Genomic DNA, 24,565 nt, shown 5'->3' with positions numbered 1-24,565 from the left:
AGGAGGCAGTAAAAAATGAATGTACGTGCAATGTTTATTGATATGGATGGGACACTACTAACAGCTTCAAATACCATCTCTCGTCGAAATATAGAAGCTATAAATAGGCTTGTTAATCAAGGAGTAAAGGTTTTTCTAGCCACTGGTCGACACTATGAAGTGACCGCTCCCTACCATAAAGAGCTTGGATTACGAACGCCGATGATTTGTTTGAATGGTGCTGCTATTCACGATGCATTGTCAGGAAGAGTTATGCAGATGAAAACCGTCCGATTGAATGAAGAACGATTTCACCATCTAACCGCTGAAAGTCCTTGTAATGTTATTATCCATACAGCAACCGGGCTTTATTGTAAAGAAACAAATGAAGAAATCGATTATTGGACAAATGTTGGGCAAATTCCTCCACGTTATGTTGGAGATTTAAGGCATGCAAGTTATCAAGATGTATTCAAATATAGTATTCGAACAGGTAAACCAAGCCCGGAACTATCCGCTTTGTTTAAAGAAGAAGCAAATGTTATCGATTGGGACGATGGCTTTGAAATGGTCGCTCATGGCGTTTCAAAATGGGCAGCGATCAAAACGATACTCCGCACATTTGGAATTAATCCAAAGGAAGTAGTAACAATTGGAGATGGCCCAAATGACATCCAAATGCTTCGCCATGCTGGAATTGGCGTTGCGATGGGTAACGCTAGTAATGAGGTCAAAGACGCAGCTGATTTTGTCACAGGGCATCATCAAAATGACGGTTTAGCTGAATGTATCGAACGGTATCTTATCAAGTCCTATGTCATATAACTTGTGAGATACCCTGTCTCTTTATATCGGCTGTAATTGTTTGATTATTGTTAATGAACAATTAATTCCGAGAGAATATGTTAAAGCACGCACTTTAAACTATTCGCAGCGTATTCGAAAAGTTTTATCAACTGGCGATATAAGATTTACCTTTATTGTGTGCAAGCCTTTATTATTCATAACAGGACTTCCCACACTAGATTGCCAATGTTCATGCTCACCAGATTCAAGAATAATTCTATTGTTACCAGAGCTTAAAATAAGTTCACCGTGTTTCCAGAAAGATGATCCTTCCTCCATTTGCTCGATTCCTTGTCCTGAGTACGTTGCATCTGCTTCAAGTATAAATACGACCTGAGTAAATACATCTTTTCTATCATCTGATTGAATATGAATAACCCAATCATTCCCTTCCCTAAAAATATCAGTCTTCATCTGATAGATTTGGTTATGTGTCATGGTACGTTTTTGATGTGGAAGCAAATACCACGTACTCGTTTCTAGATCACTGGATGAGTTTTCTTGTAGAATTGGACCTTTATACCCTTTTTCCATCTGTTTTTCTAGCCGATAACCACTATTAATACGTTCAACAGTATCAAATTCAATGATTCCTGGTGAAAAACTCGAATAAAGCTGAACTCCTAATAGCTTTGCTTCATTATGACGTAAAGCAAAGAAGGAAGAATTATTAGTCATTATCGTGATACTTTGTTGTTCATTTCGATAACGGACAGTTTGGGAACCGAAAGCCGTATGCATACTGCTATGCTCTATTTTTGAATGATGTCCAACCTCCTTCATTTTTTTCAAATACGCTTTTACAGGAAAATTTTCATTTATCATTACTTCATAGTTTTTTGGTAATTCTACTTTCTCGAAGTTAACATCTTTTATCCATGGGAACGACAAATAGCCTAATATTACATGATTATTAACTGGCCCCATATCAAATAGGGATTCAGCTGCGAGATGAGACATAGCTCCGAACATAGGGTTATTATCTTCAACAGCCATTAATCGATAAATTAAATGATAAGGTGATAAGTCATAAGTATCTCCAAAATCTTGACGCCCTGAGTATTCTGTTACAACATCTCCGTTAGGGTGTACTAAATATTTCATCATATCTAAGTTTTTTCTAACATAGTTTAATAGCTTTGGCTTATTCAACAATTTCGCAGTATGATAAAGAAAAATATTGCTAACAGAGTTATAAATACCGTTGCTTCGTTCTGTCCATTCTCCATCCTCTGTAATATCTATTCCCTCATTCAGCCACTCCTCTGCGCGTTCAACCAATGCTGGATTTCCGAATATTTTATAAAGATGACTTAAAGCTGAAGTTAGTACCCAACGATGATTAGGGGTATGACAGCCACCAGTTAACATAGCCGGGATTGTTCTTTCCAAAAACAATAAAACTTTTTTCGCTAATTGATCCGATTCTTCACTTGTATCAGCATCTAATAAATGATAGATTTGAGCAAATCCTGTGATAATAAATCCTGTATCAGGAGGAGAATTATAATTGGTCCACCCTGGAGAAATAGTCCCATCTTCGTGTTGCTGATCTATCATATAGTCTAACGCCATACTTATTCTTCTCTTCAATTCAGGATCATGGTAGTATTTTGAATCCATATTAACGAATGAGCTTACCCATGACCCAATTACGCTACCTGTTCCTGTATGGCTCGGGCTTGGGATCCCTGTTTTCTTCTCTATAATTCCTCCATAGTAACGGCTATCCTCACTTAGTATCTGCTCATCCATAAAAGATTGAGATATTTTGTCGTTAAGTTTAACGATTTGTTTAAACAAATTCATCCAATCACTACCTTCATACCAGTTTTATTTTACTTTTTCCTGTATTTCAGCAGTTGTTTCCCTTTCAATCAATTTAGGTAGAAAGAGAACTCTTTCCCTCGATACATTCTTCCCTTTAATTTCGTCTATAATGATATCTACTACTTTAGTACCCATATCTTTTATTGGCTGAGAAATAGTAGTTAACGCCGGAACAGTAGTAGTAGCAAGAATAGTATTATCAAAACCTACAATAGACAGGTCTTCTGGAATTACTATTCCTCTTCCCTTCGCACCTTGCATTACCCCAATAGCTATTAAATCATTACATGCAAATATAGCCGTAGGAATATCTTCTTTATCAAATATTTGTTGCAAACATTCTTTTCCATTTATTATAGATGCAGTTGTCCTTATCACGTTATCCTCTTTAAAATTGAGCCCATATCTTTCATGGGCTTCACGATATCCATAAATTCGCATTTTACTACTAGGAGTAGTTTCGGCAATAATAACTATATTTTGATGACCTTTAGATAATAAATGAGAGGTCGCCTCAAAACCACCAACGAAATCATCAACAGATACGGATGTAATGCCAAGAGAAGGATCATCCTGTGTAAGCAAAACTAGCGGAACTTGGCTATCCTTTAATTCTTTTAATGAGGTTTTATTATGAAAAGAAGAGGCGATGATTAAACCATCCACTTGCTTTCTACGTAGTAGTTCTAGATACTTCTTTTCCTTCCCTTCATTTTCATCCGTACTACATATAAAAATACTCATCCCCCGTTCATGAGCACGGTCTTCGATTGTACGTGCGATTTCTGAAAAAAAAGGATTGGAAATGTCAGGAACAAGTAGCCCAAAAGTTCCTGTTCGTTTTCCAGTTAATGCAGACGCCATTGGATTAGGAGAGTAGTTTAATTCCTTCATGACTTTCATAACCTTTAATCGAGTGGAATCTCGCATTTTCCCTGTATTATTTATCACCTTTGAAACAGTGGCTATTGACACACCCGCTCTTTCCGCCACCTCATAAATCGTGACCTTCATACCATTCCCTACTTTCCACTCATTTTAATTAAATCATCTATCCATTTTACATAAAAAATGCAACGAGGAAACCATTTTCCTAACCAACAAATGAACGTCTATAGCTATTAATTATCCTGTAACAGAGAGTAACTAAAGCACCTATATCATTAGTAAAGATGCAAATATAAGATCACTACACTAGAATAATTAAGGAGTTTTAACATCTAGTAGTTGATTGATCTCCTCTACCAAGTCAATCAAATCCACTGGTTGACTTATCGTATAGTCTGGTACTTCATCTTTATCTCGAGCCTCTTTCGGATATCTCGTTGTCCAGTCTAAATAAACACTTGTGATTCCCATTCGATTAGCACCGGCGATATCTCTCCGCAGATTATTACCCACCATGATAATCCTAGGAATATCCTTTTCACAAAGATCTAATGCTCCAATCGCTGCTTTAAACATACGAGGACTTGGCTTTAATTCTTTAATATTTTCTGAATAAATCATCGCTGTAAAATAATCGTATAATCCATTTTGTGTTAATGTATTTTTAAACGATTGAGCGAGACCATCTGCTACAACTGCGAGCGTATAGCCTCGTTCCGCTAACGTCTTCACCATCGTATCGGCTCCTGGTATCAGATCCGCCTTGATAACTACTTCCTGATCGTCGCGAATTTCCGTTCCTTCATCGACGATTGTATCACCAACATCTAAAAATACAATTAGTTTCTTTTCACTTTCGTTATTGAGCTTTTGCACCATAGTCTACACCTCTTAATTGTAATTCTTCAGCATAATGGCATGCCGAGTAATGTCTTTTATCTTTACCTATCGCCTTTATTTCTGGTATCTCTGTCATACACTTCTCTGTTGCGTACGGACATCTTGGGTGGAACTCACATCCACTCGGCGGGTTTCCTGGGTTTGGCACTTCCCCCTCCAAAATAATGCGGTCACTTGTAGCATCCGGATCAGCCTTAGGTACGGACGATAACAGCGCTTCTGTGTATGGATGCTTCGGATTGTCAAAAATATCATCAACCGACGCCAGTTCGACAATTCTTCCTAAGTGCATCACCGCTACCCGATCCGAGATTGTTTGCACGACTGATAAGTCATGGGAAATAAAGATATAAGTAATTCCAAATTCTTTTTGCAAATCCCCTAGCAGATTTATAATTTGCGCCTGAATAGATACATCAAGTGCAGACACCGCTTCATCACAAACAATAATTCTTGGTTGTGTAATTAAAGCCCGAGCAATCGCAATCCTTTGTCTTTGCCCACCAGAAAAGGCATGTGGATAGCGTTTCATTAAACTAGGATTCAAACCTACTTTTTTCGCAATATCACCGACAAGTTCTTCGACTTCTCTTTTTTCTAAATCAAAATTAGTAATAAGGGGTTCAGAAATAATATCATAGACAGTCATTCGGGGATTTAATGCTGAATAAGGATCTTGGAAAATCATTTGGATATCTTTTCGATATTTTTTAAAATCTTCTTTATTTAGATTTAAATAATCTACTTCTCTATCATCTTCTGTTTGATAGATAACCTCACCAGATGTTGCATCCAATCCCTTAAGGACACATCTACCTAACGTTGTTTTACCCGAACCTGATTCACCAACAATACTTAACGTCTCTCCTTCCACTAAGTCGAAGGTAATATCCTTTAATACTTTGACTGGTATCGACCTTTTGAATATTTTATTCGTTTTAACTTTGAATTCCTTATTCAAATCTGTTACTTGTAAAATTCGTTCAGGCATTTTTTTCTTCCTCCCCATACTCGCTATATAGAAAACATCTTACGCTATGATCCGCGGATAATTGCGTATCTGGAACAGCCTTCACATCGCATACTCCTGCTATTCGCTCGCTACAACGGTCATAGAAACCACATTTATTCCTCATATTGATAGCTAGTGGGACGGTGCCTTCAATTGGTTCTAGACGCTTTTTTTCACTACCTAATTTAGGCATAGATTTAATTAGTCCTTTTGTGTACGGATGTTTCGGATTATAGAAAATTTCTCTAACAGATGCTTTTTCCACAACTTTACCTAAATACATGACAGCAACTTCATCACACATTTCAGCAATAACCCCGAGATCATGCGTAACAAGCAGGATTGCCATGCCAAATTCATACTGTAAACTTTTCATAAGCTCCATTACTTGTGCCTGGATTGTCACATCTAAGGCAGTAGTAGGCTCATCTGCAATTAGTAATTCGGGATTACATGACAAAGCCATTGCAATAACTACACGTTGACGCATACCACCAGAGAATTCATGAGGGTATTGATCAAATCGCTTTTCTTCATCCGATATACCTACTTTTCTTAACATTTCCAACGCGATTTTTTTAGCTTCTTTTTTATTTTTTGTACGATGTAGTAATATTGCTTCCATTATTTGATTGCCAATTGTGTATAAAGGTGATAGAGCTGTCATTGGTTCTTGGAAGATCATCGATATTTTCTTTCCACGAATAGACCGAACCTTTTTTCCAGTAGGATCTAAATCTACGATATTTACATTATTCATCTTTTTATCTATCGTTGAATTATAAAGGATCTCCCCTGTTGTTTCACATTCTTTGGGGTTAAGACTCATGATTGATCTACTAGTTAAGCTCTTCCCACAACCAGACTCTCCTACTAAACCAAGTGTTTTTCCTTTTTCAATGTTAAAACTTACCCCATCTACAGCGTTTAGCACTGCATTATCCATTTGGATTTCAATATTAAGGTTCTTAACGGATAGAAGAGGTTTTTCTTCAGGCTGTTGTTTTATATTATTCACATTCATACTATCCCCTCATTCTAATTTAAAGTTTTATGTCTTCCATCTAGTAACGTTCTATAGCATCAACTCACTGTACTTTATGAACAGAATGGCTACCTCTTATATGGGTCAGCAGCATCTCTTAGTCCATCCCCAAAGAAGTTAAAGCAAAGAACTGAGAAAATAACAAAGAATAATGGTATTAGTTTCCAAGGATAAAGTGCAACATTATCAATTTGCTGTGCCTCTTGTAGTAACACACCCCAACTTGTTGCTGGTGAGCGTATACCAAGACCTAAGAAGCTCATCGCTGTTTCGGCTAAAATCATTCCTGGTATTGCTAAGGTAACCGCAACTACTAAATAACTAATAATTCCTGGTACAAGGTGCTTTGAAATGATTTTTGGTGTACTAACACCAGCAATCCTGGCAGCCAATACATATTCCTCATTTTTCAATGACATAAACTGCCCACGCACAACCCGTGCTAAACCGGTCCATTCAATAAATGAAATAATGATAACAATATAAAGATACATCATCACAACGTCTATCCCTGCCGGAATCGCAGCAGATAAGGCCATCCACAATGGTAAGGTTGGAAATGACCGAAATAGTTCAATGATACGTTGAATAATCGCATCAATCCACCCACCGAAATATCCAGAGATACCGCCTAGAATCAACCCAATAACCAAACTAATCGCTACCCCTACAAGTGGTATACTTAGAGATACACGGCTTCCTATCACAAGACGTGAAAATAAATCTCGTCCCATTCCGTCTGTACCTAATATAAAAATCTCACCCGGCTCCTCTACTCCAAATAAATGGATATTGGTTGGGATTAACCCTAATAACTTATATTCTTTTCCCTCTGTAAAAAATTGAATGGGATACATCACATCTCGATCCTCGACAAAGACCTTCCTATATGTCTCAGGGTGCCTGGTACTCTCTATTCCATACACAAATGGACGAAGGTGAAAGTTCCCTTCTGTATCAAAAAAATGAATTTGCATTGGTGGAGTATTTGAGTAATCACTCTGATATTCTTGTAACCCTTGGGGAGCAATAAAATCAGCAAAGATAACGCCTAAGTAAAAGATAATTAGAAAAGCTAAACTAAACCGGGCTAATTTATGCTTTTTTAATTTCTTCCAAATCAAGCTCCATTGGGAAGCATAATAATCCTCCGTGTTATCTGTAGGAATTTTAGACCCAACCTCATTATCGGTGTTGTTTTTACTAAATAGTTTTTTGGATAAAGGCAACCTTTTCATTCATTACCCTCCCTTTATCTCGGTTCGAATTTTCGGATCAAGCCATGCAAGTAGAATATCCGAGATTAATGTTCCAAGAACAGTTAGGATTGCCATAAATAATAACCATGTTCCTGCCAAATACATATCCTGACCTAAGAGCGCGTTATACATAACTGGACCTTGGATAGGTAGGTTTAAAACAATTGCAGTAATCGTTGAACCTGTAAATATATTCGATAATGTCCAACCGAATGTACTAACAATTGGGTTCAATGCAGCACGAGTCGGATATTTAAATAAAATTCTCGATTCAGATAAACCTTTTGAGCGTGCTGTTACAACGTTTGGTTTGTTAATTTCATCTAACAATTGTCCTCTCATGATACGAATCAAACCGGCAGTACTAGCGGTACCGATAACAATAATTGGAATTACCATATGCTTCGCTAGGTCCCAAACCTTCCCCCACGACCATGCAGCATTTTCATATTCACTAGAGAAAAGACCTAACAGTGGGTCACCAAAATTGACATAGGAAAAGTACATTAAAATAATCGCTAATAAAAAGTTCGGTGTTGCCATTCCGAGAAAACCTATTGTTGATGCAATATAATCACCAATTGAATAATGTTTAACAGCTGAATAAATACCAATAGGGATAGCAACTAAGTAAGTGAATGCCATCGTTATAAATGATACAATTAATGTCAACGCCATATAACGATCAATAACAGCAGTTACAGGCTCGTCGTAGTTAAAAGAATGACCAAAGTCAAAGTGTAATAGAATATCTTTCATCCAAAATAAATATTGAACAAACCAATGGCGATCTAAATTTAACGTTGCTCTCAATTCATCCATTTCTTCTTGTGTCAGTGTTTCCCCTTGAGCAGCCATTTCTGCAGCAAAGTGCGTAACGTAATCACCTGGTGGAAGCTGAATAATAAAGAAAACAATAACCGAAACCAATATAAGGACGGGAATTACTAAAATTATTCTTCTTAATATATATTTAAGCACCCTCTTTACCCTCTTTTCATGTAGTATTGTTGTAAGTTAGTGGGGAAAAGGGTTCCCCACTAACTTATAATCCATGATTTATTCTTTAATAAAGAATTGTGCCGGATGACCATGTCCGATTTCACGGAATTCATCAGCAAAGAATCTTTCTTCAGGTACATTACGTAAAGAGTTTGCAGCTACAACTAAACTTGGTGTTGGACCTGCATAACCAAGTAACCACTGGTTCTTGTGGTGTAGCTTATAAATTTCATTTGCGTATTCCATTGCTTTTTCTTCCGTAGAAGCAGCTCTTAATTTATCCCAGTTTTCTACTAACTTAGCAATCTCGCCTTCTGGTTTTGTACCTTCTTCACCGTTTGATTCACGGTATAATCCGAAGTCACCTTGCCATGGTTGGCCAAGTCTTAACGGTACAAGTACGTCAGGGCGTAATGCAACGTTGACCACTGATGGAATTGCTGTAGTTGCCTGAAGTTGGTTGTTATATAACTGGTCTGAGTAAGTTCCAGGGTCAACAAATTTAATATTGACTTTAACACCTACATTTTCGTAGTAATTTTTAACTAACTCCAAGAATTCTGCCGACGCTTGGTTTTGATCTGTAATAGTAAGTGTTACAACGGATCCATCTTCATATAAACGGAAACCATTACTGTTTTTTTCCGTAAGACCGATTTCATCTAGTAGTTGATTGGCACGATCTGGATTAAATTCTGCCCACTGATCCTTCCAACCTTCTTGGTGCCCTACTAAACCTTCTGGAACAGAAGCTTGGATTGGCTCTCCTATCCCATTAGTAACAATTTCTGTTACCTCATGACGATCAACAGCTACAGATAGCGCTTCTCTGAACTTTATATTTTGGACTAAGCTACGCAAATTATTGTCTTCAACACCCTGATTTAATACGATAGCCGCACTAGTAAAGTTAACCGATGGCCATAATAAAACTCGAAAATCTGCTTTTTGTTCATTTTCTTTTAAAACTGTAAAATCTTGAACTAAGAATTTACCTAAGTTAAAGTCCCCACCAAGCATACCAAGCATAGCGTGACTTGGATCTTGAATTTTCTTAGCAATAAAGTTATTAACGTATGGAAGTTGATTACCTTCTTTGTCAACTTTCCAGTAGTATGGATTACGCTTCATAACAAATTCTTCACTGTGTGGGTCGTTACTAGCAACCCAAGCCCTTAGTGTTGGAATTTCTACATTTGTCCAGTAGTAATACCCTGTCGCCTTTAAGAATGACTTAACATCAGCAAATCCCCACTCCGTGGCAATTTCAGAAGCTTTTTCTTCTCCCACAAACTCAGGAAGAATTGTTTTATGGAAATGCGCAGGAGCAAAGAACCACTTGTTATCAATTGCAACACGCTTTAAAAAATCTGGACTAGAGAATTTATGTGTCACTTTAAAGGTATAATCATCTACCTTTGTAACTTCTGCCATGTGTCTCTCTCCTGTTTCGGGATCAACAGAGAAGTATGCATCATAAACTGATTTACCAAAAGTCTCCTTTGTCAGCATGTGTTCCCAATAGAATAAAACATCATCTGCGGTAAAAGGCACGCCGTCTGACCATTTCATTCCTTCCCTTAAATAAATAGTAAATTCTGTTGCATCATCATTAACGTCGTACCCTTTAGCTACGTTAGGTTCAACTCTACTTCCATCTTCATTAAAACGGAAAAGAGGTTCCTCTGTCGGTTTACCAACTGTCCATTCATCATCAGCACCCTTCCAAGGAATAGTTATATTTCCACCATAAACACCAGTTTCCTCATAAACCTCTTCAACCATGACATCTTCTGCAACCGGTAAACGCTCTTCTACTGACGGGATTTTGCCTGATTCAACAAGTTCTTTTAGTTCTGGTGCTTCATTATAGGAACTTATGCTTGAAGGATCTACCTCTTCAACAGGTTCTTTTTCTGCTTCAGTTTCTTGTTCATCACCTGTTTCGCTGGTAGCTAATCCCTCACTTGACCCCATACATGCCGTTAGGAACGATAAAAGTAATACTAAACTAAGAAAGACTATTAACCTTTTTTTCAATTTACTCTCCTCCTGTAAGAAAAAATATATGATTACTATTTACAGCAAAAAAATGACTCCTTTACACCTCCCGATAAGAATTAAAAATATAAAAAAAACAAATATCATCTTTTTTAATCTAAGAAGTGTGTTTATTTAGTCCGGGTTAAGATAATATTTGTTTTAATAACATAAAATAGATTTTCAGTTAAATAAGCTTGATAAGCTTTCCATTTAAGTAACTGAGTAAAATCTAGTTGAACATTAACCTGCCATTAATAAGAAAAATTACTTTCAAAGCTTAATAGGCTCACCTGTTTCAGCTGATTGATAAATCGCATTGATGATTTGTTGTAGAATCACACCTTGTTGAGGTGTACTTAGTGGTTGTCCACCAGTTAAACAAGCATCAACAAAACGCTCAATTTCTAGCTCATGATTACCTTTTTCGGGCAAAAACTTTGGTGTCATATCGGTTAAAGCTTGGTGTTTTTCTTGATAAATTTTTAATGGAAATACATCGGCTCCACCTTGATCACCCATCAATTTAACATTCATTTCCTTGCGTTTTTCAACATTGGCAGCAAAAGCAGTTTCTAGTAAAATCGAAGCACCATTTTTAAACGTGATCATGCCACGAGCCATATCTTCAACCGAAAAGTTTTCCCAATCCCAATCACCAGCCAGGCCAACACCTTTACGGTTACCTAACTTTTGATAAGTGACACCGAAAACAGTATCTGGTTCTGGATAATCCATTAAGTAAAGCGCCGTATCTAACATATGGACGCCAATGTCTATTAATGGTCCTCCACCTTGAAGCTCCTTGTTGGTGAATACACCCCAGCCTGGAATACCACGTCTTCGTACCGCCAACACACGAGCGGCATATATTTCTCCCAGTTCACCACCATCGACAAACCGCTTTAATGTCTCTACTTCTGGCTTGTGACGGAAATGGAAGCCATAGGTTAAAATTTTTCCTGCCTTCTCTGCTTCACTTGCCATTTGTTTGGCTTCCACTACAGCCATTGCTGGTGGTTTCTCACATAACACATGACACCCAGCTTGAAGTGCAGCTATCGTTGCCGGTGCGTGAAATTTGTTTGGTGTACATACACTGACTGCATCTATCTCCACTTCCTGAAACATTTCTTCATAGTTGGTGAAGTAATTTTCAATATTAAACTCCTCTGCAACCTGTTTCGCCTGTTCTTCAATAACATCTGAAATTGCAACAATTTCCACTTTTTCCTCACATTTCAAATAAGCTGGAATATGTTCTCCTGTCGCAATTCCACCTGCACCAATAATTCCCACTCGTAACGTATTTGACATCTTATTTGCCTCCCATTAGTTCCGTAAGATATACTGTTTTTTCCTGTTGATTTGACAGTAGTGCAGCTTGATTAATTAATGTTAAATTGAATACATCATCTTTCGTTATGGTTGGTTCCTGATTGTCTGTCATCATATTTACCCATTGTTCCATCGGCATCGGTAATGCCTCTGGTACATTTTCTGGCACAACCCAATCTTTTCCAGTCTGCTTACTATTAAGTCGAATCTGATTAGCTTCTATTAATAATGTTCCCTCCGTGCCATATAGTTCTAACTGAAACGGACTTCCATGAGATAGGAATCCTGATTCAATCACACCAAGAGCCCCTGATTCATATTCAACCATCACAACAGCATTATCATCGACTTCATACTTTTCACTTGTTGTTTGTAATCTAGCAGATAAACTTATTGCTGGCCCTGCTAATCGATTCGTTAAATAAATCGGGTGTGCCCCTAAATCAATTAAAGAACCTCCTCCACACGCTTCTCGGTCAAAAAAGTGGTCCGGAAGCCAGCCATTTGGTTTGCCTTCTTGTGGTACCGCACCATTATGAGCCTTTCGACACCGCACCATCGTTATCTGACCGAGTAACCCTTGATTAACGGTTTGTTGTGCATATAAATAATTTCCCTTTGTTAATTGTGGTAACGAAACCATTAAGTGGACACCAGATTCTTCTACTACAGTCATAATCTCTTGGCAATCGTCTACGGTAAACGCTAATACTTTTTCTGTAAATATATGCTTTTTGTTCTTAGCAGCTTGCATAATCACTTCTTTATGTAGATTCGTTGGTGTACCTACGATAACTGCATCAATTGCAGGATTTTCCAATACATTTTCTAGTTTAGATTCAAAGGCGACACCAAGCTCATCCGCCCATTTTCTCCCTCGCTCTGCTTGTTCATCCCACACTAGCTGAATAGATAAATTATTGTTTTGGTTTGCCTGTCTAGCATAATCATCCGCATGAACATGCCATCTACTTAATAATGCTACATTAACCAGAATGCTCACTCCCTTTTTATGTAAATATGATTTTCCAAAAAACACTTCGATGTAATAACGTCATAAAATTACCTGAATATGATTACTATTTTTCATCTACCTTTACTATAAGAGACGATTATTAACCTAGTGTTAATGTGGTGTTAAGTAATGTAAAAAAGGGAAAGCGCTTAACTACAAAAAGACAGTATGGGATATTTAGTTGAGCTTTCTCAAACCAGGATCTTCCACTTACCAGTTTCAAGAATTTTATTCAAAATCAAGCTGTATAAAATAACGCTTACCTTGTAAGAGAGCCGTTTATAATGACCTTCTAATCCCATTAAATTTAGTTTGTTTTATACATCTATTTCACAAACTAAACAATTTCTAGGATGTGATATTTTTTAAAAATATGAAAGCGCTTAATTTAACTAAGATTATAACAAGCAACACCGCTCCAATCGCACGGACACTTGACTTGGCGTAATATTCATTGCCTTACCATGCGGATAGAATTTAGTTGGCAACTAATTTAAGCTGTTCGATAAAAATAAAATGACAAGTAATAGATATTACTTGTCATCCATCATACTTTATTCAACTAAATCTGCTGATACAACTGCACTCGGCTAGCCACTATCAACTTTATAAACTCTAATCATATAATTGCTCTGTATCAAGCAAAATAGAAGCAGTTTCCAGTCCTTTTGCGGTTGCTGTTACTTTAACTTTACCAGCATTTAATGTTGACTGAATAATCACTAGAGCTAATCCGTTAAATGCTTTACGACGATTAGACTTAAAATCCTCATGGCTCTTCGGATTTCCATTATCTAGGCCAATTAATGTACCCTCACCTTCAACTGTAAGCAATATTTCGTTATCTGCAGTTGGAACAACGCGACCATTTTCATCAAGTATCTCTATTGTGATATGACTAACATCTCTTTGATCTGCTATTAGTTTACTTCTGTCTGCAGTTAATCGTATTTGATGTGGAGATCCTGTAGTCGTAATTGTTTCTGAGCGAACAACTTGATTATTTTTCTTTCCTACCGCCTTTATTGTACCTGGCTCATAAGGAACATCCCATGATAAATGTAGATCAGCTGTGGTCGGATATTGAAATGGCTTTTCATAATGGCCATATTTTTCTGACATTCCTTGTAAAGGGAATTCATAACTTTTTTCACCAAATGATTTACCATTCACGAACAGCTCGACACTATCACAATTGGTATAACATATTACCGGGATTACTTTTCCTTCCATCCCCTCCCAATTCCAGTGCGGGAATACGTGCAACACGTCTTCAGTGGTCCACTGACTTTGGTAGAAATAGAAGGCATCTTTAGGGAATCCACATAAATCAATCGGCGCACAGCTAGAATTTTTCTTCGGCCATCTAGATTCTCCAAGGTAGTCAATACCTGTCCACATAAAGTCACCAGCAACATAGTCATTCATTTTCGTAAATTTCCACAGTTGCTCGACTCGGATCATATTCGTATGATATGGCCCTCTCCACCAACTAGATGATTGATTATCTAAAACATATTCTCCTCTAACACTTTGAATTGATCTATTTTCACTACCTATTACTTTCCAATGCGGGTTTTCCATTTTATCTTCTGTGTAATAGGTCTCTGTACGTGTGCGCCAGCGGTCGACATAGTTATAACCAACGACATCTAACAGTTCCAAAAATTCTTGACGTGCTTCTTCCGGCTCTGCTTTTATTTGATCACAAGCAACTGTTACTGGTCGAGTAGGATCTTCTTGATGACAAATATCTACTAATTTCTTTAAGATTTTATGACCGTCCAATACTTTCTGTTCAGGTATCTCATTACCAACACTCCACATAATCACACTTGGGTGGTTGCGATCCCGGTGCAACATGAATGTAAGATCCTTCTCATAATCCTCTTCAAAATATTGAAAATAGCCAAAATGCTCATCCTCTTTTAATTTACGTCCATCCGCAATCGCTTTCGATTTGTAGATCATCCATTCATCAAAGGGTTCATCCATTACTAAAAAACCCATTTGATCACAAAGGTCGAGCATTTCCGGAGATGGAATGTTGTGACTCATACGGATGGCATTACAACCCATTTCCTTCAGTTTTTCTAACCTGCGCTCCAATACCCTTTCAGGAACTGCAGCACCAACTGCACCTGCATCATGGTGTAAACAAACGCCATTTATTTTCACCTGTTGATCGTTGAGATAGAAGCCTTTTTCACTATCAAAGTGGATTTTTCTTATACCAATTGGTGTAACCACCTTATCTACTATCTTGTTATCGATAAGAATTTTCGTTTTTAGTTTATATAGATAAGGATTTTCTACTGACCATAAACTCGGGTTAGCAATTTCTAGCTTCTGTGAACATTCAAAAGTATCACCAGTATCTATTACACAATCCGTCTTTACTTCCCCAACTTCCTTATTTTCACTATTAAATAAAGTAGTATGTAGCATTACGTTTTGTGATTGATTTTCTTGATTCACGACATTTGTTTTAGCATGAATGATAGCAGATTCAGCCGAAACCTCTGGTGTTGTAATGTACGTGCCATTAAATGGTACATATACTTTATTCGTATATACTAGCCAAGTATGTCGATAAATACCGGAACCCGTATACCACCTTGAGCTAGGTTGCTGAGAGTTATCGACCCGAACAGCAATCACGTTTTCTTCTTCTAGATAGCTCGTAATATCATATTGAAATCCTGAATAACCGCTATGGCGTTTCCCTAGGTAATTGCCATTAATCCACACTTCACTATTACAATAAACACCGTCAAATTCTATAAAAACCTTTTCCAAGTTAGTTTTACCCTTAATGTGGAAGTGTTTTCTATACCAACCGATTCCTGTTGGCAAGTAACCTCCATCTCCACCTGCTTTATGATTCTTGCTAAATGGACCTTCAATACTCCAATCATGCGGAACGGTTAACTTTCTCCAATTGCCATCATCAAAGTGTTTTGCTTCTGCGTTGGCAGGATCTCCTTTTGTAAATTTCCAATTAAAATCAAATGATTCTCTTAATCTCGAAAAGTTCCCCATTTTGACATTCATTCCTCTCCAATTTTATTTGTCTAAAACTTAATATTTTAAATTAATTTATTAAGAGTTTTGTGTCACATCTCTCTTACCTCCTTTTGCTTATTATTTCGTTCTACCACAGCCATACCTTCCCACTTACGACTTTTCCATCTAAATAACATAACGATTCCCCTGACCCATTCATCTATGACAAAGGCGAACCACATGCCAATCAATCCATAGCCTAATGTAATTCCAAATAGATAAGATAACGGAACACTTATTCCCCACATCGAAACGATACCCATCATCATTGGAAAGGTAGCATCACCAGAAGCCCGGAGTCCACTCATAGTAATATGGTTGAACGTTCTACCTGGCTCTAAAATGATCCCTATCAATAAGAGAATCGAACCGATATAAATAATGTCCGTGTCAGTTGTGAATAGGTTAAATAACGGCTTACCCAAAAGAGCAAACAGGCAAGCAGTAACAATTGCTAGACTCAAAGCAAATTTTAGGCTTCGAAATAATTGATGATATGCCTCTTCTATTTTCCCTGCTCCAACTAACTGACCAATATAAATCTGCGTACCTTTAGAAATGGACATCGAAAAAACGGTTATTAGAAGTATCAAATTTTGTGTATACACTCGTGTGGCTAAGGCCGTCGCACCGAGCATGGTTATGAAAACAGTAATAATAATTTGACTTGTATTATACGATAAATGCTCACCTGCAGCAGGAACACCAATCTTCATGATTTTTTTGGTGAAATATGTATTTAGCCTAAACATATCTTGCCATTTTATTTTCACATCAAGAGACCTATACAATAGCATAAATAACACTACCATTGCTGCTGCACGACATACTGCAGTTGAAATCGCCACACCAGTAACCCCTAGCTGAGGTACACCGAATACACCAAATATAAATAAATAGTTTCCAAGGATATTCAATAGATTCATTCCAATCGCAACGTACATAACCGTTTGAGTGAATCCCTTCGCTTGTAAAATGGAATTAATCGTTAAGACCATCGCTTGTGTAAATAATGTCCCACCAACAACAATCATATAAATATCAGCAAACGCTACTAAAGAGGAAGATAAATTAAACAAATCTAGGAACTGATAGCGAAACATTATAATAAGACTACTTATAAAAATACCAAATAGTAAGTTAATCACTATGGCATGAATAACTGTATCACTTATTTCCTTGGGCTTCTTTGCACCAACATATTGAGAGACAACAACACCTGATCCCATGGCAGTGAAATTAAAAAGGACGAAGGTAAACCCCATTATTTGGTTAACAACACCGATGGCAGCTACCGCATCATCTGAAACAAAACTGAGCATAAACACATCTGAAAATCTCATCAGCATCTGTAAAGACACTTCAATAAAAATCGGCCAAGTGATAGCAAATAGAGTATTTTTTTTAAGGGTAGAAGTAGTTTGGTTTACATTAGTCATTAAAAACCTCCTTTAATTAATGTAAGTGCTTACACAAATAAGAGTGCATAACAAAGGACCTCCTTATAAAAAATATTATTCTGTCAAACTCTTTCTTTCCCCCATATTTGACAATCGATCTAATTAAAACTTCCAACTAAGCATAATATCAAGTTAATGGAATTGCTCTTTGTAACTACTTGGTGGCATTCCAACAGCATTGCGAAACACCCTACTAAAGTATAATGGATTATGATAGCCAACAACGGACGCAACTTCCTGCACACTAAGAGATGTCTCTGAAAGGAGACTTTTCGCTTCATTGATACGAACACTAGTAATATACTTTATTGGTGTCGTACCTGTTACAGCTTTAAACTTATGAATGAACCGATAAATACTTAAACTACACATCTTGGCTAAATCTTCTATGATAAGATTTTTATTATACTGCTCATGCATTATTTGTATTATGTTGTTTATATCTTCATGATAATCAGATTTTAGCCGATTTCCCTTATTTTGTAGCTTTCTGCCTAATAGAGTGAGTAATTCGATAAGATTTGCAGTTGTCATATGCTCGGATAAAGGTTTATTCATGTTTAGTTCATAAATTATTTTTTCAAATAATGCTACTACCTCATTCATCATTCCTACTGTATGAATCGAACTGTTTAATAAACCAAACTGTTCCAAATATTCTTGAGCCGCATAACCAGTAAAATGAATCCAATATGCTTCCGTGTAATCTCTCGCATAGTAACTGTAATGTTGAGATTGATTAGGAGAATAAACAACAATTTGTCCGCTAGAAACATATGTATGCTTATTTTCAAAATAAAAGGTTCCCTGTCCGCCTACAATGTATATTATTTGAAAATCCACTCTTCCATTGTCACGCTGCCGAGTCAAATCCTTGGTAATTAACTTCTGATACCCACAACAATTTACTGCTAATAAACGTTCATTATCTTCTATCCCATGTTCATTCCAATAGTCCAATGCATTTCCAGAAATACTAATCATAATTGTTACCCCTTTAGCAATTTTGTGCATATTTCTAGCAATATAATCCATTCATTAATGTTACTTATGACAATATAATTAAACTATGAAACTAATCAAATTCAAGTGTTTTAAGTTTAATATGAATGTACAACATATTTTAACGGATTGCAATTTTATGAATGTAGGAACAATGAATTTTAAATAAAAAATGAATGTACTGGAAAGGGGCAAAAAAATGGGAAAAGAAAGAATGATTAATAGCATGAACTTGGATTGGAAATTTTTCAGAGGAGACGAACCAAAGGCATGGTACAAAGGTTATGATGATTCAAGCTGGCGTGATGTTACCCTTCCCCATGATTGGTCCGTCGAAGAGCCATTTTCAAAGGAGCATTCTAGTGGAACCGGTTACGTAGCTGCTGGCAAGGGCTGGTATAGAAAAAACTTTAACCTCCCTGATGAATTAAAAGGAAAGCGAGTATATATTACCTTTGAGGGAATATATAACAACTCACAGGTATGGTGCAATAGTTATTACATCGGGAAAAGGCCATTTGGATATAGTACTTTTACATATGACATTACAGATTTTGTTGATTTTGAAAACTCTAATGTTGTTTCTGTAAAGGTGAACCATAAAGATGTTGCTGACTCTAGGTGGTTTACAGGCTCTGGCATTTATCGGGATGTCTACCTTACCATTACAGATCAAATTCATATCAATCAGTATGGTGTGTTTGTGACTACACCAACAGTTACTAACGAACTAGCAACTGTAGCAATTAATACACAATTAACGAATGAGACTACCAATGCGGAGAATATAGAAATAAAAAATACTTTATTCGATCAAAGCGGAAATATCGTAGGTTCATCTGTTGACTCTAAAAGCATTGCAAGCGAATCAGGCTTGAACGTGGATCAAACGATTACTGTAAGTGACCCCCAAGTTTGGTCACCTGAACAGCCTTATTTATACTCCATAAGGACAGAGATTATAAAAGATAATCAAGTAATTGACAACATAACAACAACCACAGGTATCCGTACATTTTCATTTGATGCGAAGAAAGGCTTTTTCCTTAATGGTCAAAATATGAAGATGAAAGGAGTTTGTGTTCACCATGATGCCGGTGGATTAGGTGCTGCAGTTCCTGAAAAAGTGTGGGTTAGAAGACTTAAAGCTCTTAAAGAAATGGGTTGTAATGCGATAAGAATGAGTCATAATCCACCAGCACCAAACTTGCTTGATTTGTGTGACCGTATGGGCTTTCTTGTTATGGATGAAGCCTTTGACGAGTGGGAAGGTGTGAAAAACAAATGGTCGACTGGACACAATGTCTATCCTCCTAAACACTTTGGTTATTATGAAGATTTTCCACAATGGGGCGAAACAGATATTAAGGAGATGGTTTTAAGAGATAGAAACCACCCATCAATTATTTTATGGAGTATCGGCAATGAAATAGATTATCCTAATGACCCTTACTGCCATCCTTATTTTGAATCTATGACAGGTAATAATGATTCAAATAAACCTGCAGCTGAAAGAGCATATGATCCTAATAAACCAAATGCTGAACGACTCACAACGATCGCTAAGCGACTTGTTCACTATGTGAAAGAATGCGATACGACTAGACCTGTTACATCAGCCTTAGCATTCCCAGAACTCTCTAACCTAACTGGTTATGCACAGGCCTTGGACGTGGTTGGTTACAATTATAAAGAACATCTTTATGAAGATGATTTAAAAAATTATCCTGATCACATTATTTATGGAAGTGAAAATGGCCCTGGTTTAGATCAATGGTTAAAGGTGAGAGACAATGATGCCATTAGCGGACAATTTATCTGGACAGGTATTGATTACTTAGGTGAAGCAAAAGGCTGGCCAGTTCGGGCTGCTCCAGCTGGATTTTTAGACCTTGCTGGTAATAAAAAATCTAGCTTCTATTACCGACAAAGTCTGTGGAGCGAAAAGCCAATGGTATTCCTAGCAGCAATGCGAAAGGACGATCCCGAGGCAGAACGCAAACGTAGATGGATGGGGGATTCTCACTGGAATTGGAATCAAGGCGATCAACTGGATGTTTTCTGTTATACGAACTGTCAAGAAGCAGAGCTATTTATGAATGAAAAGTCTTTAGGAACAAAACGGTTACTAGATGCAGATAGTTATTTAAACTGGGATGTAGCCTTTGAAGAAGGGGAATTAAAAGTAGTCGCCAAGGATAAGGATGGTAAAGAATACACGCACCAGCTGGTTACCGCTTCAAGCCCTAAAAAGCTTGCTGTCGAAGTAGACTATCCTGAATTAGAAGCGGATGGACAGGATATCACTCATATTGAAATGCAAATTGTTGACGAAAATGGAAATCCTGTTTCTATAGCAGAGGATAAAATTGAGCTTTCCATAGAGGGGCCTGGAGATATTATAGGTATCGAGAGTGGTAACATACAAGATTTAGAACCTTATAGTTCAAAAGAAAGGAACGCATATCAAGGTAAACTTGTTGCTTTTGTCCGGTCTAGAACGGAGGAAGGACAGATTGTTGTAACAGCGAAATCAGCGAACTTAGAGACAACCCAAATACCGATTACTGTTCAGGAATTAGAGAAGGTACCAAACTAATTAAGTATAAAGTCCATCTTTTGCAATTATTACAAAAGATGGACTTTTAATTTTGCCGAGTGTTTTCGTAAATAAAACAAAATACGAAACAGGACAGGTATGATAACTAGCAAAAGGAGCCCCGCCTAAAGAGCTCCTACTGTACTAGAAGAATATTTATAGGAACTTATCCTTCTGTATTAAATTTTACTTATAAAAAACTCAAATTCCATATCTTTATTTGCCTCTATAAGGTGTTCATCATGAACTGGTGCACCCCAACTATCATCTCCACCTACACCCATTTGTTTACCGGCAACCGTTACTACAGTGTAATGCACATTAGGTAATTCATAGTGATGTTGCGCATTTTCAAGTTCAAACGCGGTATAAGGAGAAAAGTTGCATTCAAGTGCTTCATTCGTTGATGCTATTTTTATCCCCTGTCCTGTTTGGTTTGTTAGTCTTACCCAGCGCACTCCAGTCCTATTCCCTGACTCTTGCGGCATAATGTACCTGGATAAATTGTTTGAAACTTTATTTTTAAATATACCTAACTTTGCACCCATTGCTCGATCTAAATAATTTTCTTCCGGACCCATCGCATACCATTCTAACTCGTTGTAGTCTGCCGGGGCTTTAAATGAAAGTGCAAAGATTGGCATTTGTGGTAAATTCTCTGCACCTTGATAACTTGATTTTACTCGAATACTTCCATCAAGATATACGGTATAAGCAACCGTAACATCTATATCATCATGAATGGGTAGCTTATACGTAAACGTTACATTGATATGGTCACTATCCCTCTCTACCACTGTCGATACACATCTTCTAGCAAGACTTGCTGTTAACCAACAGCCTGAATGGTAACTTTGGCCATAACCCTTGTCATTATCCGTGGTCGCTCTCCAAAATAATGGTACAGGAGGATTTTCAATCATTTCATTTCCTGCATAATTGATAGAAATAAGGCTACCAACTTGTTTAGAGAACATTATTGTAAAATCATTGCCATGAACTCCAATGTTAACATCGCCTTCAACAACCTTTAGTTTACCACAAGCCTTAGGTAAGTTATCTTTGACCGCACTATTCATTTCCTCAAAGACATATTGACCAAAAGCAACTTCATAACCAGCATCAGCCCATAAAGTAGATTCCTTCAATTTCAATGAAACTTCAATACAATATTCACCAGAATTACTTCTTATGTTTCCTGGCCATTCAAACTCAATTCGTCTTTTGTTCTGTGGTCCAACATCCACAAAAAGTTTGTTACGGTATAATTCTTTCCCTTCGAAAAATAGCAGATATTCCAAATAATAATTTTCTAAATGTATAAAGAGATTATCATTTTTTATCGTGACTCCATCCTGATCTGGAGAAAGTTCCACGTTCTGATATAGGAATTTTACTTCCTGCATTTTAGGAGTTGTCTCACGATTTGCAAAAACGATACCGTTTCCGCAAAAACTATAATCTGCCGGGCGATCTCCAAAATCACCACCGTACGCCAGAAATTCATTCCCATAACGATCCTTTTTCACAACAGCTTGATCGATGTAATCCCATATAAACCCACCTTGATACATCGGATACTTATCTTCAAGCTCCGTATATTTATACATACCTCCTAATGAATTTCCCATTGCATGCATATACTCACAGGTTATAAAAGGCTTTTCAGGGTTATCCATCAGATACTTTTCAATATCAGCAGGTTTGGCATACATCCGACTTTCCATATCACTTGTATCATTATATCCTCGATTATGAAAAACCCCTTCATAGTGAACAAGTCTACTAGGGTCGACCGTTTTAAAGTACTTGGAAACATTTAGAATAACTTCCCCAGCATAGGACTCATTTCCACAAGACCATATAATGATTGAAGGATGGTTTTTGTCTCTTTCATACATGGATATTGCCCTATCCATGACAATATCTTCCCATTCTTTCTTATTACCAGGTATGTTCCATGATGGTTCAACCGCACCCATTTTTTGCCACGAACCATGCGTCTCTAAATTCATTTCATCCATTACATATATACCATGCTCATCACACAGCTCATACCAGTATGTTTGATTAGGATAATGAGATGTGCGAACTGCATTAATATTATTTTGCTTAAGCGTCTTGATATCCCATAACATGTCTTCCTTTGTAACAGCTCGACCACTATTACAATTAAATTCGTGACGATTAACACCTTTAAAAATAATTCGTTCTCCGTTTATACACATAATATTATTAATCAATTCAAATTTTCTAAAGCCTACATTTTGTGGGATAACCTCTACTAGATTTCCTGATGAATCAAAGATTTGAACATATAATTGGTATAAGTAAGGGTCTTCGGCACTCCATAGATGAGGCGTATCTACTTCAAGTGTAACTTTAGCTTCCTTTTGAATAGGATCACTTTTCTGAGACACAACCAAATCACCATTTTTATCCTTTAACAATGCAATTATCTTTGTTCCACTAGGTACTTCAGATAAAAAACTCAAATCTACCTTAAGTGTTCCTAGTTGATAGGAAAAATCTAAATCCGTTTGGACATGCAAATCATTGACATGAATTTTAGGGACAGTGTAAAGATAAACGTCTCGAAAAATACCAGAAAATCTCCAAAAATCTTGATCTTCCAGCCAACTCCCTGTGCTACGCTGATACACCTCTACTGCTAACTTGTTATCTCCATTCGTTACATAAGGAGTAAGATCAAAGTCGGCTGGTGTAAATGAATCCTCACTATATCCAATGAATTCACCATTTAACCATACATAAAAAGCTGTTTCCACACCTTGGAAAGAAATATATAATGGCTTATCTTGCATATTTTCAGGAATATAAAAAGACTTTATATAGCTACCAACAGGATTATGATTATCCGGGATTTCTGGTGGACGGATATCATTATGGCCATCCCATGGATACATCGTATTAACATATTGTGGTTTTCCGTAACCCTGCAGTTGAATGTGACCAGGTACTGTTATATCTCCCCAAGATGAAGAATCAAAATCGGATCTATAAAATTCCTGTGGTCTACTTTTAGGATTAATTGCGTAATTAAATTTCCAATTTCCATTTAAACTATGTCTCATCCGCATAGGTACACCACTGCTTGCTTCTTCCATTGTTTCAAAATACTTATGATCAGAATGTGCAGGAATCCTGTTAACTGCATACATACTTACATCCGTGAGCCAATCGATACTAGGTTTCGTTTTTGTACTAAGTGTTTCCATGTTATCCACTATCCTTTCTATAGTAATTTCAATGTATTTTGAAGT

The 24,565-nt window shown here is 37.0% G+C and carries 16 protein-coding genes; 2 read left to right on the top strand and 14 right to left on the bottom strand.

Features of this window, described 5'->3' with window-relative positions:
• Window positions 1–15: 15 nt before the first annotated feature.
• Complete coding sequence (locus tag JOC48_RS11595) at window positions 16–804, top strand: HAD family hydrolase (protein ID WP_204499867.1); 789 nt, start codon at window positions 16–18, stop codon at window positions 802–804.
• Window positions 805–903: 99 nt separating this feature from the next.
• Here the strand turns inward: JOC48_RS11595 and JOC48_RS11590 are convergent, their stop codons facing one another.
• The 13 genes from JOC48_RS11590 to JOC48_RS11530 all read right to left on the bottom strand — a co-directional run bounded on the left by JOC48_RS11590 (window position 904) and on the right by JOC48_RS11530 (window position 18,664).
• Window positions 904–2,634 carry a prenyltransferase/squalene oxidase repeat-containing protein gene (locus JOC48_RS11590; protein ID WP_204499865.1) on the bottom strand — a complete coding sequence of 577 codons (1,731 nt, stop codon included), beginning with the start codon at window positions 2,632–2,634 and terminating at the stop codon, window positions 904–906.
• Between the two features lie 24 nt (window positions 2,635–2,658).
• Window positions 2,659–3,669, bottom strand: coding sequence for a LacI family DNA-binding transcriptional regulator (locus JOC48_RS11585; protein WP_204499863.1), 1,011 nt, complete (start codon window positions 3,667–3,669; stop codon window positions 2,659–2,661).
• Window positions 3,670–3,858: 189 nt separating this feature from the next.
• Window positions 3,859–4,422, bottom strand: coding sequence for an HAD family hydrolase (locus tag JOC48_RS11580; RefSeq protein ID WP_204499862.1), 564 nt, complete (start codon window positions 4,420–4,422; stop codon window positions 3,859–3,861).
• On the bottom strand, window positions 4,403–5,434 hold the full coding sequence (locus tag JOC48_RS11575) for an ABC transporter ATP-binding protein (RefSeq protein ID WP_204499860.1): 1,032 nt from the start codon (window positions 5,432–5,434) through the stop codon (window positions 4,403–4,405). The genes JOC48_RS11580 and JOC48_RS11575 overlap by 20 nt, the downstream gene beginning before the upstream one ends.
• On the bottom strand, window positions 5,427–6,479 hold the full coding sequence (locus JOC48_RS11570) for an ABC transporter ATP-binding protein (protein ID WP_239584331.1): 1,053 nt from the start codon (window positions 6,477–6,479) through the stop codon (window positions 5,427–5,429). Before JOC48_RS11570 ends, JOC48_RS11575 begins: the two co-directional genes overlap by 8 nt.
• An 89-nt stretch (window positions 6,480–6,568) precedes the next feature.
• Entirely contained in the window at window positions 6,569–7,738 is a 1,170-nt protein-coding gene (locus JOC48_RS11565; protein WP_204499857.1) for an ABC transporter permease, read from the bottom strand.
• 3 nt (window positions 7,739–7,741) lie between these two features.
• Entirely contained in the window at window positions 7,742–8,740 is a 999-nt protein-coding gene (locus JOC48_RS11560; RefSeq protein ID WP_204499855.1) for an ABC transporter permease subunit, read from the bottom strand.
• A gap of 78 nt (window positions 8,741–8,818) precedes the next feature.
• The gene (locus tag JOC48_RS11555; RefSeq protein ID WP_239584330.1) at window positions 8,819–10,801 is read right to left on the bottom strand and encodes an ABC transporter substrate-binding protein; all 1,983 of its coding nucleotides are present in this window, start codon (window positions 10,799–10,801) and stop codon (window positions 8,819–8,821) included.
• Window positions 10,802–11,074: 273 nt separating this feature from the next.
• Complete coding sequence (locus JOC48_RS11550) at window positions 11,075–12,118, bottom strand: Gfo/Idh/MocA family protein (protein WP_204499853.1); 1,044 nt, start codon at window positions 12,116–12,118, stop codon at window positions 11,075–11,077.
• Between the two features lies 1 nt (window position 12,119).
• Window positions 12,120–13,142 (bottom strand): Gfo/Idh/MocA family protein, encoded by a 1,023-nt coding sequence (locus JOC48_RS11545; protein ID WP_338024287.1) that lies wholly within the window; start codon window positions 13,140–13,142, stop codon window positions 12,120–12,122.
• Window positions 13,143–13,769: 627 nt separating this feature from the next.
• Window positions 13,770–16,196, bottom strand: coding sequence for a glycoside hydrolase family 2 TIM barrel-domain containing protein (locus JOC48_RS11540; RefSeq protein ID WP_204499851.1), 2,427 nt, complete (start codon window positions 16,194–16,196; stop codon window positions 13,770–13,772).
• Window positions 16,197–16,270: 74 nt separating this feature from the next.
• On the bottom strand, window positions 16,271–17,659 hold the full coding sequence (locus tag JOC48_RS11535) for an MATE family efflux transporter (protein WP_204499848.1): 1,389 nt from the start codon (window positions 17,657–17,659) through the stop codon (window positions 16,271–16,273).
• 153 nt (window positions 17,660–17,812) lie between these two features.
• Window positions 17,813–18,664 (bottom strand): helix-turn-helix domain-containing protein, encoded by an 852-nt coding sequence (locus tag JOC48_RS11530; protein ID WP_204499845.1) that lies wholly within the window; start codon window positions 18,662–18,664, stop codon window positions 17,813–17,815.
• Window positions 18,665–18,881: 217 nt separating this feature from the next.
• Here JOC48_RS11530 and JOC48_RS11525 point away from each other — a divergent pair, with 217 nt between their 5' ends.
• Window positions 18,882–21,281, top strand: a complete 2,400-nt coding sequence (locus JOC48_RS11525) for a glycoside hydrolase family 2 TIM barrel-domain containing protein (protein ID WP_204499843.1) — start codon at window positions 18,882–18,884, stop codon at window positions 21,279–21,281.
• 179 nt (window positions 21,282–21,460) lie between these two features.
• Here the strand turns inward: JOC48_RS11525 and lacZ are convergent, their stop codons facing one another.
• Window positions 21,461–24,520, bottom strand: coding sequence for a beta-galactosidase, LacZ type (gene lacZ, locus JOC48_RS11520; protein ID WP_204499841.1), 3,060 nt, complete (start codon window positions 24,518–24,520; stop codon window positions 21,461–21,463).
• Window positions 24,521–24,565 lie beyond the last annotated feature (45 nt).

It is taken from the genome of Aquibacillus albus (assembly GCF_016908325.1).
GTDB classification, from domain to species: domain Bacteria; phylum Bacillota; class Bacilli; order Bacillales; family Amphibacillaceae; genus Aquibacillus_A; species Aquibacillus_A albus.
This window is presented reverse-complemented; position numbering and strand designations above follow the sequence as displayed.

Coding starts and splice junctions, on each gene's coding strand:
- JOC48_RS11550 (WP_204499853.1), bottom strand. CDS start 12,118: ATGTCAAATACGTTACGAGTGGGAATTATTGGTGCAGGTGGAATTGCG.
- JOC48_RS11570 (WP_239584331.1), bottom strand. CDS start 6,479: ATGAATGTGAATAATATAAAACAACAGCCTGAAGAAAAACCTCTTCTA.
- JOC48_RS11530 (WP_204499845.1), bottom strand. CDS start 18,664: ATGATTAGTATTTCTGGAAATGCATTGGACTATTGGAATGAACATGGG.
- JOC48_RS11575 (WP_204499860.1), bottom strand. CDS start 5,434: ATGCCTGAACGAATTTTACAAGTAACAGATTTGAATAAGGAATTCAAA.
- JOC48_RS11595 (WP_204499867.1), top strand. CDS start 16: ATGAATGTACGTGCAATGTTTATTGATATGGATGGGACACTACTAACA.
- JOC48_RS11525 (WP_204499843.1), top strand. CDS start 18,882: ATGGGAAAAGAAAGAATGATTAATAGCATGAACTTGGATTGGAAATTT.
- JOC48_RS11535 (WP_204499848.1), bottom strand. CDS start 17,659: ATGACTAATGTAAACCAAACTACTTCTACCCTTAAAAAAAATACTCTA.
- JOC48_RS11565 (WP_204499857.1), bottom strand. CDS start 7,738: ATGAAAAGGTTGCCTTTATCCAAAAAACTATTTAGTAAAAACAACACC.
- JOC48_RS11585 (WP_204499863.1), bottom strand. CDS start 3,669: ATGAAGGTCACGATTTATGAGGTGGCGGAAAGAGCGGGTGTGTCAATA.
- lacZ (WP_204499841.1), bottom strand. CDS start 24,520: ATGGAAACACTTAGTACAAAAACGAAACCTAGTATCGATTGGCTCACG.
- JOC48_RS11580 (WP_204499862.1), bottom strand. CDS start 4,422: ATGGTGCAAAAGCTCAATAACGAAAGTGAAAAGAAACTAATTGTATTT.
- JOC48_RS11590 (WP_204499865.1), bottom strand. CDS start 2,634: ATGAATTTGTTTAAACAAATCGTTAAACTTAACGACAAAATATCTCAA.
- JOC48_RS11540 (WP_204499851.1), bottom strand. CDS start 16,196: ATGGGGAACTTTTCGAGATTAAGAGAATCATTTGATTTTAATTGGAAA.